The 16,105-nt window shown below is 53.2% G+C and carries 7 protein-coding genes; 6 read left to right on the top strand and 1 reads right to left on the bottom strand.

Annotated features, from left to right (window positions below):
- The first annotated feature begins 188 nt into the window (after positions 1-188).
- The 6 genes from DQM29_RS15590 (at position 189) to DQM29_RS15570 (ending at position 7,242) form a co-directional block, all read left to right on the top strand.
- Entirely contained in the window at positions 189-977 is a 789-nt protein-coding gene (locus DQM29_RS15590; RefSeq protein ID WP_111741532.1) for a hypothetical protein, read from the top strand.
- 60 nt (positions 978-1,037) lie between these two features.
- Positions 1,038-3,788 (top strand): YadA-like family protein, encoded by a 2,751-nt coding sequence (locus DQM29_RS15585; RefSeq protein ID WP_111741531.1) that lies wholly within the window; start codon positions 1,038-1,040, stop codon positions 3,786-3,788.
- Positions 3,789-3,868: 80 nt separating this feature from the next.
- Positions 3,869-4,648: an OmpA family protein gene (locus tag DQM29_RS15580; protein WP_111741530.1), complete on the top strand. Its 780-nt coding sequence runs from the start codon at positions 3,869-3,871 to the stop codon at positions 4,646-4,648.
- A 27-nt stretch (positions 4,649-4,675) separates the two neighbouring features.
- A complete protein-coding gene (locus tag DQM29_RS15575) occupies positions 4,676-5,641 on the top strand; it encodes a hypothetical protein (RefSeq protein ID WP_111741529.1) in 966 nt (321 codons plus the stop codon).
- A 65-nt stretch (positions 5,642-5,706) separates the two neighbouring features.
- Positions 5,707-5,907, top strand: a complete 201-nt coding sequence (locus tag DQM29_RS18790; RefSeq protein ID WP_415270875.1) for an IS1/IS1595 family N-terminal zinc-binding domain-containing protein — start codon at positions 5,707-5,709, stop codon at positions 5,905-5,907.
- Between the two features lie 114 nt (positions 5,908-6,021).
- On the top strand, positions 6,022-7,242 hold the full coding sequence (locus tag DQM29_RS15570; RefSeq protein ID WP_197708836.1) for an MFS transporter: 1,221 nt from the start codon (positions 6,022-6,024) through the stop codon (positions 7,240-7,242).
- A 940-nt stretch (positions 7,243-8,182) separates the two neighbouring features.
- Here the strand turns inward: DQM29_RS15570 and DQM29_RS15560 are convergent.
- A complete protein-coding gene (locus DQM29_RS15560; protein WP_111741527.1) occupies positions 8,183-15,637 on the bottom strand; it encodes an autotransporter outer membrane beta-barrel domain-containing protein in 7,455 nt (2,484 codons plus the stop codon).
- Positions 15,638-16,105: the final 468 nt, after the last annotated feature.

The following is a 16,105-nucleotide window of genomic DNA, read 5'->3' as shown; positions in this document are numbered from 1 at the left end:
AAAAGCGCTAAAAGCGCACAGAAAGAATCTAGTACGGGATTTTTGGTCATATTCTAAATAATGTCTTTGACTATTCGTCAATGGATGGCTGACGTCTTAACTAGATTAAACTTCTAGCGTTAACCGTTATTGGTTAACGAATAATACGATTTATTTTTATTAAAACTCTGCCAGTGGAGGGTAAGGGTATGGCTGAATATTCTCTAAATAAAAAAAGATATAAAGCAGGTTTAGCTATATTAGTGGTTACTTTGGCTATGGGAGGATTATTGATAACGCCTCACTCATCCTATGCTGAAGATAATCGTCTTCCAGCGATAAACAGCAGTGGAAATATAAATACGTCGTTGAGAGAGAATTCTCACCAGCTTAGTGAGCAGGAGCTCAATAAGCTCTTCCAAAACGCCGTTAAGAGCGATTTGGCAGGCAATCCTTCCTTGGCCAGAAAAGGCTACGACTATCTGGCAGACACTCAGATTGCCCCCCTGATTGCCGTTCCTTCTAGCGTGAATTATGTGGCTTTAGACAATTTTGACGCGGCTAAAAAAGCCTTCTCCCCGCTCATGTTCAGCAGCAATGTCAAAGAGGCTGACTATGCCCGTCTGTGGGACTTATGGCTTACTGCACGCACTTGGACGAAGGGAAAAACAGCGTTAGAAAAGGCGTTGAGCCAGAAAGTGTCTGAATACAGATGGCATACCGGATACGGTCAGGCAATTGCTGATTTATATGCGGGGAAGATAAATACCGAAACCCTATTCAACACGATTGAAAATACTCCTGATATCTCGACGGAGATAAAGTTGGATGCCCAAACGGAAGCGGCGTTCTTTGCTGTGGGATATTTTCAATATGTTAAAAACGATATTCCCAAAGCACGAGAAGTGTTTCAACGCAGTTATAGCAAGCTTAACGATATTTCGCTGGAACGTCCCTTGATCAACCGTGAAGTCGAAAAATTCAGCAAGCTTAATTAATAGAAAACCAAGAGAAAATAAGGAAATCAACCCACTCTTTTAGAATGGGTAGGAGCATCTATGAATAAAATTTATCGTTCAGTCTGGAATTCAAGCTTAAGAATATGGGTTGCGGCCAGCGAGCTGTCGGCGTCCAAAGGAAAAGGCGGGCGCAGCGGCCTAGTGTGTGCAGGCGGATTAGCGCTGGCGATGCTGGCGGTTCCGGCTCAGGCTTACGTGGTTGGCGGTGGCGTTTCAGCCGATGGCAACGCCGTTGCTATCGGCACTGGAGCCTGGGCAGGCGCTGCACACCTTACCGGTGCTGGTAACGTGGGGACCGGCAACACGGCTATCAACAATACAATGAACTCGTCAGTCGCTATTGGTTTGAATGCAGTATCGGACTTTAGTTCTGTTGCTATCGGCAGTAATGCTTCTGCGGTAGGGCCTTGGTCTTCTGCCTACGGAACTTATTCCCGTGCGGCAATGGGGGCCTCGGCGTTTGGTACCGCGTCTCTTGCTTCAGGCGCAGATTCGGTCGCGTTTGGCTATGCCTCTGTCGCTTCTGGCGCGCAGGCTCAGGCTATCGGTGTTTCAGCGGTGGCTTCAGCAATGAGAGCGACGGCGATTGGCGCCGGCTCGAAAGCCTCAGCGAATAACAGTGTCAGCATCGGTTCACTGTCAGCCGCCAGTGTCGCTAACGCAGTGGCGATAGGCTATAACTCAAAAGCAAGCCATGCTCAAAGCATCGCAGTGGGCACTGACTCCGCGACTGCGGCAGCGGTAGGCACCATGCAGACCACGATCAACGGTAAAGCGTATGCGTTTGCCGGAGCCACGCCGGTCGGGACGATGAGTATAGGTTCAGCTACGGCTAAGCGCACCCTGACCAATCTAGCGGCGGGCCGGCTATCCGCCACCAGTACTGACGGTGTCAACGGTTCACAGCTGTTTGCGACCAATACCGCTATTGGCGAACTGAGCGATCGCTCTGTGCAGTACGACCTTAAGCCAGACGGAACGATCAACTACAACAACATTACGCTGGGCGGTGACACCTATAACTCCGTGACTCACACTGGCGGCACGACAATCACTAACGTGGCGGAAGGCGTCAATCCCGGCGATGCGGTGAACTTTGCTCAGTTGACCCAGACCAACAACAACGTCAGCAATATCTATAACACCGGCACCAAGTACTTCCACGCTAATTCCACCGGCACCGACTCTATCGCAGGCGGGCTGGACTCTGTCGCTATTGGCATGGGCGCTGTTGCCAACAATATGAACGACGTGGCGCTGGGGGCGAACTCAAAAACGGCCTCTGCGGTAGCGACTACTGACGTGACGATTAACGGCGTGACCTATGCCTTCGCGGGTACGGCACCTACCAGCACCGTCAGCATCGGTTCTGTCGGCGCAGAGCGAACGCTCACTAACCTAGCCGCAGGGCGCCTCTCCGCTACCAGCACCGATGGCGTTAACGGTTCGCAGCTGTTTGCCACAAATACTGCCGTTGAGAACCTGTACACCGACGTGGGCAACCTGCGGGATGACGCTCTGCTGTGGGATCCGACCTTAGGCGCCTTTAGCGCCAGCCACGGTACTTCTGTGGTGAACAAAATCACCAACGTGGCCGATGGTGACCTGAACGCCACCAGTACCGATGCGGTGAACGGCAGCCAGCTGTACGCTACCAACCAGAAGGTTGAAAACATCGACTACCGCCTGACCAACGTGGAAGACATCGTCTACAACAATATCGTGCCGACCATGCGCTACCTGAAGGTCAACTCCAACGGGCCGGATGCCATAGCCACTGGGGCTGACGCCATTGCGCTGGGCCAGAGCACCGTCGCTTCCGGGGACAACTCCATTGCTACGGGTAACGGCGCGCAGTCCAGCGGTAACGGGGCGATTGCCATGGGTAATAACTCAAGCGCCTCCGGTACCGGCAGCGTGGCTATCGGTGACGGTGCTAGCGTGACCGGCAACAACTCGGTAGCACTCGGTGCAGGTTCGGTGGCTGACCGCGACAACACGGTCTCCGTGGGTTCTGAGGGCAATGAGCGTCAAATCACCAACGTCGCGGCCGGTACTGAAGACACTGATGCCGTGAACGTCGGCCAGCTGAAAGAGGTTGCTGGCGATGTGACCAACATCGGCAACGTAGTCAACAACATCAACAACGGTAAGGACGGCATGTTCCAGGTGAACAACACTGACAACCTGTCCAAGCCGTCGCCGACGGGCACCAACTCGCTGGCGGGCGGTGCGGGCGCCAGCGCTACCGGCAATAACAGTATGGCGGTGGGTACCAAGGCCTCGTCTTCGGGTGCCAACAGTGTGGCATTGGGTAACGGTGCGTCTTCCAAGGCCAGCAACTCGGTAGCGCTCGGTGCCGGCTCTGTCGCGGATCGCGCTAACTCGGTATCCGTAGGCTATGCCGGCGGAGAGCGTCAAATCACTAACGTGGCAGCGGGTACTGCCGATACGGACGCAGTGAACGTCAGCCAGCTGAAGCAAAGCGCAGCGTCGTCCAATCAGTACGTTAATAACAAAGTAGCGTACCTGAAGAACATGATTGACGACCAGAAAGACAAGATGAGTGCCGGTATTGCCGGAGCTATGGCGATGTCTGGCCTGCCTCAGCCGTATTCACCGGGTGCCAGCATGGTGGGTATCGCAGGCGGTACCTATCAGGGTCAGTCCGCTATTGCATTAGGGGTTTCGACGATCTCCGACAACGGCAAGTGGGTCACCAAGCTGTCCGGTTCCACCAACAGTCAGAACGACTTTGGCGTTGCAGTTGGCGTGGGCTATCAGTGGTAACCGCGTAAACGGGTAAGACGATGCAATATTCTCCCTGCCCGGAGGGCGGGGAGCTCCAGAACAATGAAGGAAATCATGTGATGTTAAAGAAATTGAAATACAACGCGGCGGCTGTGATTGCTGCTGGAAGCCTGCTTTTTCTGACCGCCTGTAGCCATTCCGTCAGTGAAGTGGATTCACAGGGCAAAACTGTTTCGCCGGTATTCCCTGACCCTGCGTCAGCAGTGCGCACCGAGGGGAGCTTTGTCAATCTGGACAACCTCCGTCAGGTACGTCCTGAAATGACCAAGGCTCAGCTGTATGAGCTGATTGGCGTGCCGCACTTTAAAGAGGGAGTTATTCGCGTCAAAGAGTGGGACTACATCTTCCACTTCGGTCAAGCAGATAACTCGGTACTGACCTGCCAGTTCAAGGTGCTGTTTGACTCGTCGATGAAAGCTCAGAGCTTTTACTTCTCTCCGGCGAACTGCCTGAGCATGCTGAAGACCGGAACGATGCATAAAGAGCTGAGTTCAGAAGGGCTGTTTGCCTTTGGCAGCGCGACCCTGAGCAAAGCCGGTGTAGCACAGGTATCTCAGCTGGCAGCAGATATGAAGGCAACCGGCCTGAACGGCAAGCGGGTAGTGGTGACGGGCTATACTGACCGTATCGGTAAACCTGCGGCCAATCAGCGCCTGTCCCAGGCGCGGGCTGAATCCGTGAAGCGGCTGCTAGTCAGTCAGGGCATTGCCGGCGCTACGATTAGCACCCGTGGACTGGGCGACAGCGAGCCGCGCGTCACCTGCCCGGGCAGCGCGACGGCTGAGGTGATTGCCTGCCTGGCGCCGAACCGCCGCATGACCGTTGATATTGTTGAATAACCTGTCAGATCGTTTAGGAAATATGTCATGAATAAAGACCGCTTGGTGAGGACTGCCGCAAGCGGTCTTTTTCTTTTATCGGCAGCCTCGGTGCAGGCTGCGCCTGAGGATTTAAGCGTCAGGTATATTACGCTACCCGCCTCCACGCTGATTACCGAAACCTTGACCAGCTTTACGCCGATGTTTAACGGCCAGCGCAGTGACTTTTTAATGGCACAAGTATGTCACTTGGCTAGAGGGGAGAAAACCCAGCAGGAGGTGAACGCCGCTCTGCGCCAAAACAATATCGTGCCGGAGAAGATCCCCGCGTCGGGCAATACTTTTTCGATGCTGGTGAACGGCAATATTGAACAGCAGCAGATGGCCTGTGCATCCTATTTGGCAACGTCGTTTTACGCACCGGTCAACAATGTGGCATATACCGGCAAACAGAAAGTAAACGCTCCGGCAACCCAGCCGGATGTCGAGGCGCCGAGTAGCTGGAAGTTCTGGCAGAAAACGCCAGAACGTGAAGTTCCCCACGAGGTCGAGGTGGACACATTTAATCAAGATGCGTTTATCAACGATGCGAGAATTCAGCTGGCAGTCGCCCAGGCCACCGCCCAGCTTTACGGGCTGATTGCCAACAACACGCCGAATAGCGTACCGCTGACGATGGTGGAATACCGTAGAAACGTCGCCTTTACCCTCAAAAACTACGCTCCTGAATATCTGCGAGCAATAGAGACCATTTATCTCAATAGCCGCAGTCAGGCGATAACCGTTAACGGGGTGACAGCCTTAGGCTTCAGCATTTCTGATGAGAAAGGCCACGAGCTGGTAAAAGAGCACCACAGGGCAGCGCTGCGCTACCGCGACATAGACTGGCTGGGTAACAGCAAGATCTTGGGGAAAGAGTACTTTGTAAACCTGAAGATCATTGAGGATCCGCAGCCGGTCAGTAAATCGGGCGGCAGTATTGAAACACCACGCCGTAATTCGTTGAAACGCTGAATGAGTGGCGGTAATGACTAATACCAGAGAAGGGGCATATCGCGTCCTTCTCTGTCTTTAGATCAATGCAGTTAATCAAGGATGGGGATGAATATATGCCGTGGAGAAAGCTGTTTCTACCTGAAGTAAAATGCCGGTACTGCGGTAAATCAGACTCCGTCAGAAAGCATGGAAAAGGGCGGTCTGGGTATCCGCGGTACAAGTGTATGGATTGCAATAAGACCTTTCAGACGAAATACATCTATTCAGCCTATATCTCCTCTTAACGCTAAGTCCTAAGTTGACTGACGGCCAAATTTTGAAAGCAAGAAACGGAGTGCGCACCCGATCGATCGCTCTTTAAACTCACCCTAAGTCTGGTTGGGGTTAAAGAAGAGAGTATGTCCATGCGCCTGCTTGATAGTCATTTTAAGAAAATTTCCTGGTCAAATCTGTGCGCGCAGTTTTCCGAACAGACCGCGCTTGCCGCCGCGCCGCTGGCGGCAGTGCTGTTGCTCAACGCCGGGCCGAGTGAAACCGCCTGGCTACAAACCGGCCAAACTATGCCGTTTCTTTTACTCTCCATTCCCGCAGGTCTGATTGTCGATCGCATCTCAAGACGAAAGCTGATGATCGGCGCCGAGGCCGTACGAGCGATATCGCTGACGGTGGCGTTTTTGCTGTTGATTTCAGGAACCATCACCCTGCCGCTGTTAGTGGTCTTGGGCTTTTTCGGCGCGGTAGGTACGGTGTGCTATAACGTAGCGGCTCCCGCCTACGTTCCCACCCTTATTCCTAAAGATGAACTGGTGTCGGCTAACCGCTGGCTTGAACTGGCCCGCAGCGTGGCCTATACCGCAGGGCCAGCCATTGGCGGCTTTACTGTTGGCTATATGGGGGCTCCGGTGGCGTACGTGCTTGCCACAACTTTGTCCATTCTGGCTTTTATACTGCTGATGTCTTTACCTGAAGAGGTAAAAATACCAGGTGTAAAAAAACACCTCTTTCACGACTTGGCGGAAGGGGCGAGCTTTATTGCTAAACACGACCTTCTTCGGCCAATGCTGTTTACCGCCGTCTTTTTTAATACATCTTGGTTTATTGTTCAGGGCGTTTTTGTTGCCTATGCGGCGACACATCTGGCGCTTGATGCGGCTCAGATTGGCTTTACCATTGGGCTATACGGAGCCGGTATGATTATCGGGGCACTAAGCCTCAAATATATCTCGGGCCGCTTGCCCTACGGCCTGATGGTTGTCTTAGGCCCGGTTGGTGGGTTTATCGGGTCAGTCATCATGCTGATGACTCTATGGTTTCCCAGTTCGTACCTTGCCGGGTTGAGCTATTTCTTCTTTGGCGTAGGGCCGATTATCTGGTCAATCACCACCATGTCTTTAAGGCAGGCGGTTACGCCGACAGGCATGATGGGAAGAGTATCGGCGCTGATTTTAACCACCACGTTTGGTGCAAGGCCGCTGGGCTCTGCCATTGCCGCGCTGCTGGCGGTTCGCTACGGCGTAGAAAGCTGCCTATGGGCTGCCGTCGCTGGCTTTATGGTTCAGCTAGCGATCCTTTCGCTGTCTAACGTGCCGAGATTACAGCATTTGCCTGAGGGCGTTTAAGTGATGCCGAGAGGTTGATTGGGAAGCCTTTATGAGAGACCTGTTATCAGAAATAAAAGAAACGAAATATGACCCCAATTAAACAGTCTCTTTACTCTGCCATCGGGTAGTCAGACTAAATGGCGATCTTTCAGGCTACCGCTGGGGGAGATAAAGCGGGTACTGCGTAGCCCGCGCTAAGATGTCGTTACTTGCCCCGTTTCCTTTTTTCTGGCGTTTTGGCGAAAGTAGATAAATAGCGCGATATATGGGAGCCAGAAACACAAACCTGGTAATACCCATAAAGTCCAAAGGCTTTCAACGCTGTTATAGCTTTCCGAAAAACACAGGCTAAAAATAATCAATGGCAGTAGAAAAAAGCTCAGTAACGATGCCCAGAGACGATCGCGTACTTGGCAAAACAGATTGAATAGCGCTGTATAGGTAGACAGGCAGAGGGCAGCATTCTGCATCAGTAGCCATATCATCAAAATCCCCAGAAACTGTTCTGAAAATCTCTCGTCTGGGTATCGTATAAGGTGATTCAATTTCACGACACCCATTAGAAGCAAGCTGCTACAGACCGCGAGGAGTGCGGGAAAGAGTAGTAAGAAATTTCTTATTTTTTTCATTGCTTCCTGCTTATCGGCTTTTTCTTTAAGTGCTAAAAATAGGCTGTCTGAAAAACAGTGCATTAATGAACGCACCGTGATTATTTAATGTGATAGCTATGATAAATCAATAACGATCAAATTGGATGGGCGATATTTCATTAGTAAACGTGCTGGATGTAGAGGGGAAAAGGAACGTCTTGGAGAAGGAACACTTTTAATTGATGGGGAATGAATGGGGGATTTGCGGCTTTTGGTGCCATAAAAGAGTAAGGCCGCCTGATTCAAAAGCGGCCTTTAATCGTATAGAACCTACGCGTCCGGCCTTTCACCGGACGGCAGACCCGTCTCTACCACTGGTATTTAATTCCCACCATGGCCTTAGGTTCCCGGTAGTCGCTGTCGCCCACAGAGTAGGAGACGTTAGCCCAGCCGTTGAGGTTTTTATTGCGCTGGCCCTCAACGCCGACTTTCAGCTCATAGCGGTTTTCAGGCTGCTTATTCTCAAATTGGTAGGTTTCGTTAAACGTCAGCGTATTGCTGCGGAACTGGTGACGCCAGTTGGTTTCGACGAAAGGTTGAACGCTTTGGTCGTCCTCGAAGTGATAAACCCGAGTCAGGCGAGCGCCAAGACGCGACTCGAGAGACGTTGACTTGGTTTTATCAATCGACAGCCCGGCATCGTTGCTGACGCCATCGCTGGTCATCTGCCCGTAGGTTAACTGTGCCTGCGGCATAAACTGCCATTCGCGCTGTTTTTCTTCGTCTTTATCGAAGACAAAGGTGTGCCCAGCCTCAATGGACAGGTTGTAGCCGTGGCTGTCGTAATTGGCGTCAGAATAGCCGGACATAGCAACGGTATTGCTGTACCAGTTGTACAGCGCCCAGGTGTCGATATAGGTTCCCAGCGGATTTTCATCATTCTGGTACAGCGTACCGTAGACCCCAACGCTGTAGGCGCTGTTGACGTTTGCCGTGGCCTCGGAACCGGTACGGCGCGATTTACTGGACATTTTCTGGTTGCCGAAACCGCCCATGATACCGGCGCGGCCGCGCCAGTCATTGTTATCGCTCCAGTGGATCAGATCGTTGCCCAGTTGAACAACGGTGCTGTGCCCGTCAAGGCGTACCTGATCGCTGATAGCGTTGTAGCGCTGGTGACTGCCGACGACGCGCATCCACAGGGAGTGAGCCAGATCGTCATCCTGACGACGGCTTTCTGCGTACTGCGGTTCACCCAGACGATCGTGCAGCGTCATGTTGAACAGCGACAGGGCATTTTGGTTTGCCGCAAAGCCGCCGATCATCGGGTTAACGTAGTGCAGATTCGGCTCGCCGACGTTTTCTCCCGGTGGGTAGACCGGGTTAAAGGAGCTCAAGTACCAGCTGTTGTCTTTGGTGCCTTTGCTCAGGCGGTATTCGTAAATGCCGATGACCGTTGGGCGACCTAGTACAAAGGCTGAACCGTCTGTGCCGCCTTTGACGTCCACCACTTTAATGGCGTCCGGCTGGGTAAAGGCGCCTTTACCCAAGACGTTTTGGACGTAAATACGGGTCGGGCCGCCGTCGTTACGGACGCTGCCGCCTACCCGCATTTGGTCTGTGTCGGTTTCAGCAAAGCCCTTATTGAGAACAGTATTCAGGTACAGTGCACCGCCCTTGGAGACGTAGTCGCCACCGACGTTAAGCGTGCTGCCCGTGACGCTATCGCTGCCCAGAATGATGCTGCCCGCGTTGCTGAAGCTACCGTTGACGCTGTAAGTGGTGGCCTTTTTCAATTCGGCTTTATCCAGCCCGCCGACGTTAAAGGTTCCTTTGTTATCAACTGAACCGGCGATGGAGCCGTAGCCGCCAAACTGGGCGCCCTGAGCAATATTTACCAGAGAGGATTTCACCGTGATCGCTGAGGCGACTTCACCAGCGGTGAGAGCCCCCTGATTCACATAGGTTTTACCCGTATACTGCGCGGCGGACTGGGTGAGGGCCAGCGTGCCGCCTCCCTGTTTGTAGACGTCACCGGTGCCGTCGATCAGGTTATTGACGGTCCAGGTTTTCGCCTGTGCGTTGGTCAGCCAGAGGCTGCCGCTGTTGTGAATGGCAGCAGGCGTGCCGCTTGCCAGCGGCGCTGCGCGTGTAACGCTGCTTGGCGTGTCGTCACCGATATTCTGCGCAGAAGAGGCGCGAAGAGTGCTTTTGGCATCAATGTTAAAGCTGCCGCTAAAGCCGCTGTTGTTGCCGGTCAGGTTGACGTCTGAGCCGTTAACGATATTTGCCTTTCCGCTGCCGGAGATAGCGTTCATCAGGTTACCCGGCGCAGCCTTAGTGACGTTCAAAATACCCGCCAGTGAAATAGCGCCGTCACCGAGGCCAGCAACGTGGTAAATGTTGGTCGTGGCCGGAGCTGCAATGGCGGTGGTGCCGTGGTAGCCGGTATTGGCTGCGGTGACGTCCAGCGTGCCGCCGTTCACTTTTAAGAACGCGTTTGCCGCAGAGGTGATTTGCCCGTTAACAACGCCGCCGTTGGAAATATTCAGCGTGCCTTGTTCAAGGGCAACAAGGCTGCTGCGCTGGCTGTTTAACTGGCCGACGTACTGCGTTGTTGAGCCAAACTGCACCTGCGTGTTGGTCACCAGATTAAGGGCGCTGGTGTGCTGGTTTGCTTGGCCGAGCACGTTGTTGTCCCCAAGGATCAAGATCCCGTGATTGACCACAGTGCTGCCGGTGTAGTTGTTGTTATTGTTGGAAAGCGACAGATAGGTGCCATAAGCGTTAATACTCACGTTGCCTGTGCCGGTCAGCTTAGCGCTTAGATCGAGAGAGTTGTTGGTGTCTCCCGGGCTAGTTTCCAGATTGACGGTTTTACCGTTGAGAATGTCTATCTGTTTGAGCAGGTAGGCCGCGTACAGGCCATCGCCGAGGGTGCCGGTAGTGCCGCCAATACCGTAGGTGCCGATAGCAACGGTTTCATTGTTCTGGCGAATGTCCTGATCCTGATCCCTATCGTCAGGCAGCGGGTTGCCGTTAGGATCCGTCAGAACCAGATCGAGATCCACGGCTTTACCAAGCACCGTACCGGTCGCATTGACTATCGCTACCAGCGGGTTACCTTCATCCTGTCGCAGCAGTGATTTACGAGAAAGGTCTTCTAGCTGCTGCTGTGGGTTGTAGTCGTTGTCAAAACCGTCGGCAATAACGTTGACGGTACCGTCACCTCTCACATCCAGATCGGTAACCTGAAGGTGGCTGTGCAGCTGGTTCTGCTTGGAGCCGATAAAGCCTTCTTCGACCAGTAGGGTACCGCCGTTAAACCGCAGGCCGCCAATAACCTGTGTCGGCAGGCCTTTTTCCAGTATGCCAACACCGTCAGTATCGAGCTGTAGAGTGGCGTTGGTTAACGCTATCGTATTATCACCATCCACGTTCATCCTGCCGTTACCCAGTGCCAGAGTACCGGTGAAGTTGTCTCGGGTGTAATCCGCATTGCCAAAGTCGAACATCTTGCCGTTGGTATTGGTGCGAATGGTGCCGTCGCCCCGGATATTTTGCTGCAGCAGGTAGTCTGTGGACGTGGCGTCAAAGTTAATAAAGTAGGTACTGCCGCTATCGAGGCTAACGATGTTGGTGCCTGCGCCGGCGTCCGTCAGCGCCAGATTGATATTTTTCACTTCAAAGGTGGAGTTTTGCTCCACGCTGAGGTTTTCAATGTTTTGAATATTGTTGGGGTCGGTCAGGGTGTACCAGGTTTTCTGAGTGGCTGTTAGCAGGTCGATGCCCGCACCGCCGTTCAGGGTGCTAAAGGCGTTGACGCTCTGTGCCGGAGTGGCATTGCCGACGTTGACGCCAATTAACGAGTAGCGATCGCTTCCTGAGCCGGAGAGCAGCGTGCCGTTAAGGGTGCCGCCGTACACGTTCACCACGTTGCCGCCGTTGCCAAGGGTGACGGCGTTAGTCTGGCTGGTGTCTTTCAGGTTGACGGTGTTTGCACCGTCGCCCGCTGTTAGCGTTCCGGTGAGCTTAGCGGCATTTTGCACGGTGATGGTGTTGTTGCCGTTTCCGGTAGTCACGTCGTCCACGCTGCTGCTGTCGCGCAGCAGAATGCTGTTGCCGCCGCTGCCCAGCGCAACGCCGCCGGTGATGTTCCCCGAACCGGTGTTAGAGAAGTTCACTTTGCCGGAATGTGTTGCCGCGTCTACTGCCAGCCCGCCGCCGCTAGCGGTAATTTTGCCGCTGTTGGCAAAGCCCAGTGTAGAGGTTGGATTGCTTAACTGCGTCAGGTCAACCACGGCAGAGCTCGTTGACTGAGACGTCAGGTTACCCGCCTGCTGGATGTCCGTGGTGGTGCCCTTAACGACCAGAGCCGACTGACCGTCAGCGGAGTTGATATTAACGCTGGTGCCGGAATACACGTAGCCGGAGGTATTGGTAACGATGCCATTACCCCCCAGCGCGTTAACGTTAATAATCAGCTGTTCAGAACCTCGGGTGTCCATATTGGCGTTGGACATGGTCGGATTACCGCTGCTGTTCTGGCCTTCGAGGGTGATCCCGGCAGCGTTGTTTCCCGTCACGCTAATTGTGCCCGAGCCGGATAAGTGGAAGGTGCTGCCTGCGGCATCGCTGGCAGTATTTAGGAAATGAATGCCGCTACCGGTACCGTTGACGACAATTTTAGCGCCGTCGGTGGTCAGGCTGGCGCCGGACATGACGCGAATCGCATCCGCTGTGCCGTGGCCGGTGATAGTGCCGCTGCCGCCGACTTTCAGAGAGGCGCGGTTATTCAGGCGAATGGCCGCAGTGCCGTTGATAGCCGTAATGTCGCTGGCGTTGTTCACCACTGATGTGTCGGAGCCGGTTTGATAGACGTCCACGCCGATGCCGTTAGAAGTAATGGCGCCGTTGTTGGTGAGCGTGCCGCCGTCAATGTACACACCGGTGGTGTTAGAGGCGTTGCTGAAGTTGATGGTGCCGTTTTGCACCAGCTCGCCTTTGTTGATGATCTTGTAGCCGATAGCGTTTTCAGCTACTTGGCCGCCGTTACCCGCTTTCAGCTGTGCTTCAGTAATCAGCTTAGCGCCGTCCTGACCGACTTTATTGCCGAGCACGTCGTAGGTGTTGCCGTCTACGGTGGCGATAGTTGCGCCTCTGCCGTTGACCGAAATCTCCGTGTCTCTGGTCAGATTGACCCTGTTGTCGGTACCCGCACCGCTGTTGACGTTAATGCCGGTAGCACCAGCGCCGTTGACGTTGAGCGTTGTCGCGCTGCTGATAAAGGTCGTGCCTCGGGTGGCGATGGTATAGCCGTTAGAGCCGTCGCCGTCGACGTTGACAGTTTCCAGATTAGAGCTGTTGCCGTTGTAGGTCGCGCCCTGATCGACGCGGAACAGCGTCGAATTGTTATTCTCCAGCGAGTAGTTAGTTGGGTTGGAGAAATTGATGGTGGAGGTAACGCCTTCGGCATTTTTACCGGAGACCCAGAACACCACTTGGTTGGTGGCATTGGCGTCTACGGGGACGGCGATGGTGCCGCCGTTAACGTTAATCTGGCCGCCGGTGCGCGCATACAGACCGGTGGTGTAGCTGCCTTTAACCGTCAGAGAGCTGTTGCTTTCCAGCGAGACGGTGGCATTGTCTGCCCGAATACCGTAGGCGCGGTTGTTCAGGGAGGCCGTACCGGTGACAACAACACTGCCGTCATTGATGATTTCAGCCCCTGAGGCGGCAAAAATACCGGAGCTGCCCGCACCAGTGACGTTAATGATGCCGGTATTGATAATTCTGTCGCTGTTGGCAAGGGTAAATGCGCCCGCCGCTTTAAGCCCGGCGCTGTTCTTGCCGTTCACGTTAATGGTGCCGGTATTCTCAACGGTGACGTTTTTCGGCACAAATACCGAGCCGGTGGTGTTGGACAGAACCGGATCTTCGCCGATATTCATCGCCACGCTGTTTTGCGCGGTACGGTTAATGTTGATGGTGCCGTCGTTACGCATGGAGATAGCTGCGCCGCTGTTATTCACATAGGCGCTGGCAGCGTTGTAAGACTCATCGACGTACAGCGTTTCCGCGTTTGAACCGCCTTTTAGGGTGACGTCACCGCCGCTGGCGTTTTTACCGATGGTCATGGTGCCGCTATTGAGGAAGCTGCCTGAGTTAACAATATGCACACCGGTTGCGGTGCCAACGCTGCCCGACGGCTCGCTGGTACCGATAAAGTAGCTTCCCTGGTTGATAGCCGATGCGCCGTCCAGCACTTCAGTGGCGACGTTACGGCTGTATTTCGCGTAGCGGTTAGGGTATGAGCCCCCGGCATTGTTTTTCTTTGAGGTGGACACAGAGATGACGCCGCTGGCGGTGTTGGTATACACCGAGCCGCTGTTTGCCACCTGATCCGCCCAGTTGGTGCCGTCGACGTTAAAGGTCAGAGTACCGGTATTGTTAAAAGCAGCGCCGCTTTCGATCAGGGCGTTTTGTGTGCCTGCATTGTTTACAATCACGTCGCCGTGGTTATTTACCGTTCCGCCGTCGTGCGCCCAGGCGTTATAGGCCTGAATCGACGGCTGCCCGATAGCCGCCACGTTAGCATTGAGATTCACGACTCCAGTGCCGTCAGCCTCAAAAATGGCTCGTTTGCCGATACTGGCTCGCATCTCTGGCGTGATGTAGTAGTCGGTATAGTCAACTTTTGACGGATCGTAGGTGTAAGTATATTCCGGTGAGCCGTCTTTAAACGCCTTGCGGAACCAGGACTCATAATCTGAGGCGGTCAGGGTGTTGTCCTGAATCGCGGCGATCAGTGCCTGGTTGTAGCGGTTCAGGGCATCTTTCGAGTCAATAACGTAGTTAGCGCCTTGAAAGGTGACGCTGGAGCCTGACAGTACTTTAGTCGGGCCAAAGTCGCCGGACACGGGAGTGTTGTCTGTTGGGTTATTTACGCCGTCTGTATAGGCAAAGGTGACTCGGATTGGCGTGTCTGCTGCCTGATTGATTGTGCCGCCGTTTTCAGCGACGAAGAACGAGCTTTGTTTTACCTGACCCGGCTGCCAGTCAATGGCAAAGCCGTCGGCATTTTGTACGCCGTTACTGACCAGATCGAGCTTGGCGGCTCCGCTAATGGTGGCCAGCGTTAGGTTGATAAACGGCTCTGTTGGCTGGGAGGTAATGATTTGTGCCGCAAAGCCGGTCGCTGCGTTGATGTCTTTGGTGATGCCAATGCCGTCGATATCGTAAACGTCAGCGTAACCGGTGGTGCCGTCGGTTTTCACCCAGCTGATTTGCGTTTTCCCGCCAGTGGCGTCCAGATTCCAGTCGTCAATGGTGGGGAGCGAGGTTAGCACGTTGCCATTTTTGTCGGTTATCGTCAGCGCGCCTTTGTCGTAGAGGTCAGAGGCGTTGACATAGTCTACCGGCAGCGGCGTGGTTGGGCCGTTTACCGCCGGCAGCCACTGAACGCCGTTGCTTAATGAAAAGACGGTATCGCTATTAAATACCTGATTTCTATTTTTATAGTTTGCTGAGTTGGTTGTATCGATAGCGTCGATTTTGCCATCGCCATTGGTATCCTGTAGTGCGCCGGACACATAACATTCATAGACCCCGGCACTTGCCCCGGCAACCGGCGGCAGCTGCGTCGATGTACAGTCAGCGGCGTAAACATAATTTGTTAAGAAAAGTAACGGCAGCATTAAAGCGCGTGGTTTGATTCGTGCAGTGAGGCTTTTTCCTGCTTTCTTTTTCCCTCGGGCAAACTCACCAACAGCAATCCATATGCCTAAATTAAAATTAAAAACAACGCGATATGATTTGTTCATGGGTGGTGCTCCACAGAATAAAAATTTAACCACGGCAGCTGTTATATATGCTAGTAATCTGCCGATTCGTAGAAGTGTAGTTTGGAATAGCCAATAATCTAGGACGATGCACTGAAAATATCCCTGAAGTTTCTGTGGATCCTTGTGGTTTTATTGAATTGATTGATATGTGTAGAAAATAAAAATTCGGTTAAAGAGGGTGAAAATACCCATGCATAAATAAAGGATGTGGGTCTGGAAATTATTGAGGAGTACTTGCTATAAAGATGTAATATAAGCATGCTTATAATATTAATGTGTCGTTTTAAATGATGCTTTACAGGGTTAAGAATAAATTTGCTTGGCGCTGACGGTTAGTTCGCGTGCACCATCAGGCGCTGGTAGCCTGATTTAGCAAGCTGTGGCGGGACCGACGTAGATAGCCGTTTAGTTTTTTATTACTATGGACGTCTCCTATTCGTAAGGGAT

Source organism: Leminorella richardii (assembly GCF_900478135.1).
Lineage (GTDB): Bacteria > Pseudomonadota > Gammaproteobacteria > Enterobacterales > Enterobacteriaceae > Leminorella > Leminorella richardii.
Note: the sequence above shows the minus strand (reverse complement) of the source record. Positions and strands in the feature narration are given on the sequence as shown.

What these genes read in the sequence shown, in the direction of transcription:
- DQM29_RS15580 (WP_111741530.1), top strand. Translation starts at nt 3,869, where the DNA reads ATGTTAAAGAAATTGAAATACAACGCGGCGGCTGTGATTGCTGCTGGA.
- DQM29_RS15585 (WP_111741531.1), top strand. Translation starts at nt 1,038, where the DNA reads ATGAATAAAATTTATCGTTCAGTCTGGAATTCAAGCTTAAGAATATGG.
- DQM29_RS15570 (WP_197708836.1), top strand. Translation starts at nt 6,022, where the DNA reads ATGTCCATGCGCCTGCTTGATAGTCATTTTAAGAAAATTTCCTGGTCA.
- DQM29_RS15590 (WP_111741532.1), top strand. Translation starts at nt 189, where the DNA reads ATGGCTGAATATTCTCTAAATAAAAAAAGATATAAAGCAGGTTTAGCT.
- DQM29_RS15560 (WP_111741527.1), bottom strand. Translation starts at nt 15,637, where the DNA reads ATGAACAAATCATATCGCGTTGTTTTTAATTTTAATTTAGGCATATGG.
- DQM29_RS15575 (WP_111741529.1), top strand. Translation starts at nt 4,676, where the DNA reads ATGAATAAAGACCGCTTGGTGAGGACTGCCGCAAGCGGTCTTTTTCTT.
- DQM29_RS18790 (WP_415270875.1), top strand. Translation starts at nt 5,707, where the DNA reads ATGCAGTTAATCAAGGATGGGGATGAATATATGCCGTGGAGAAAGCTG.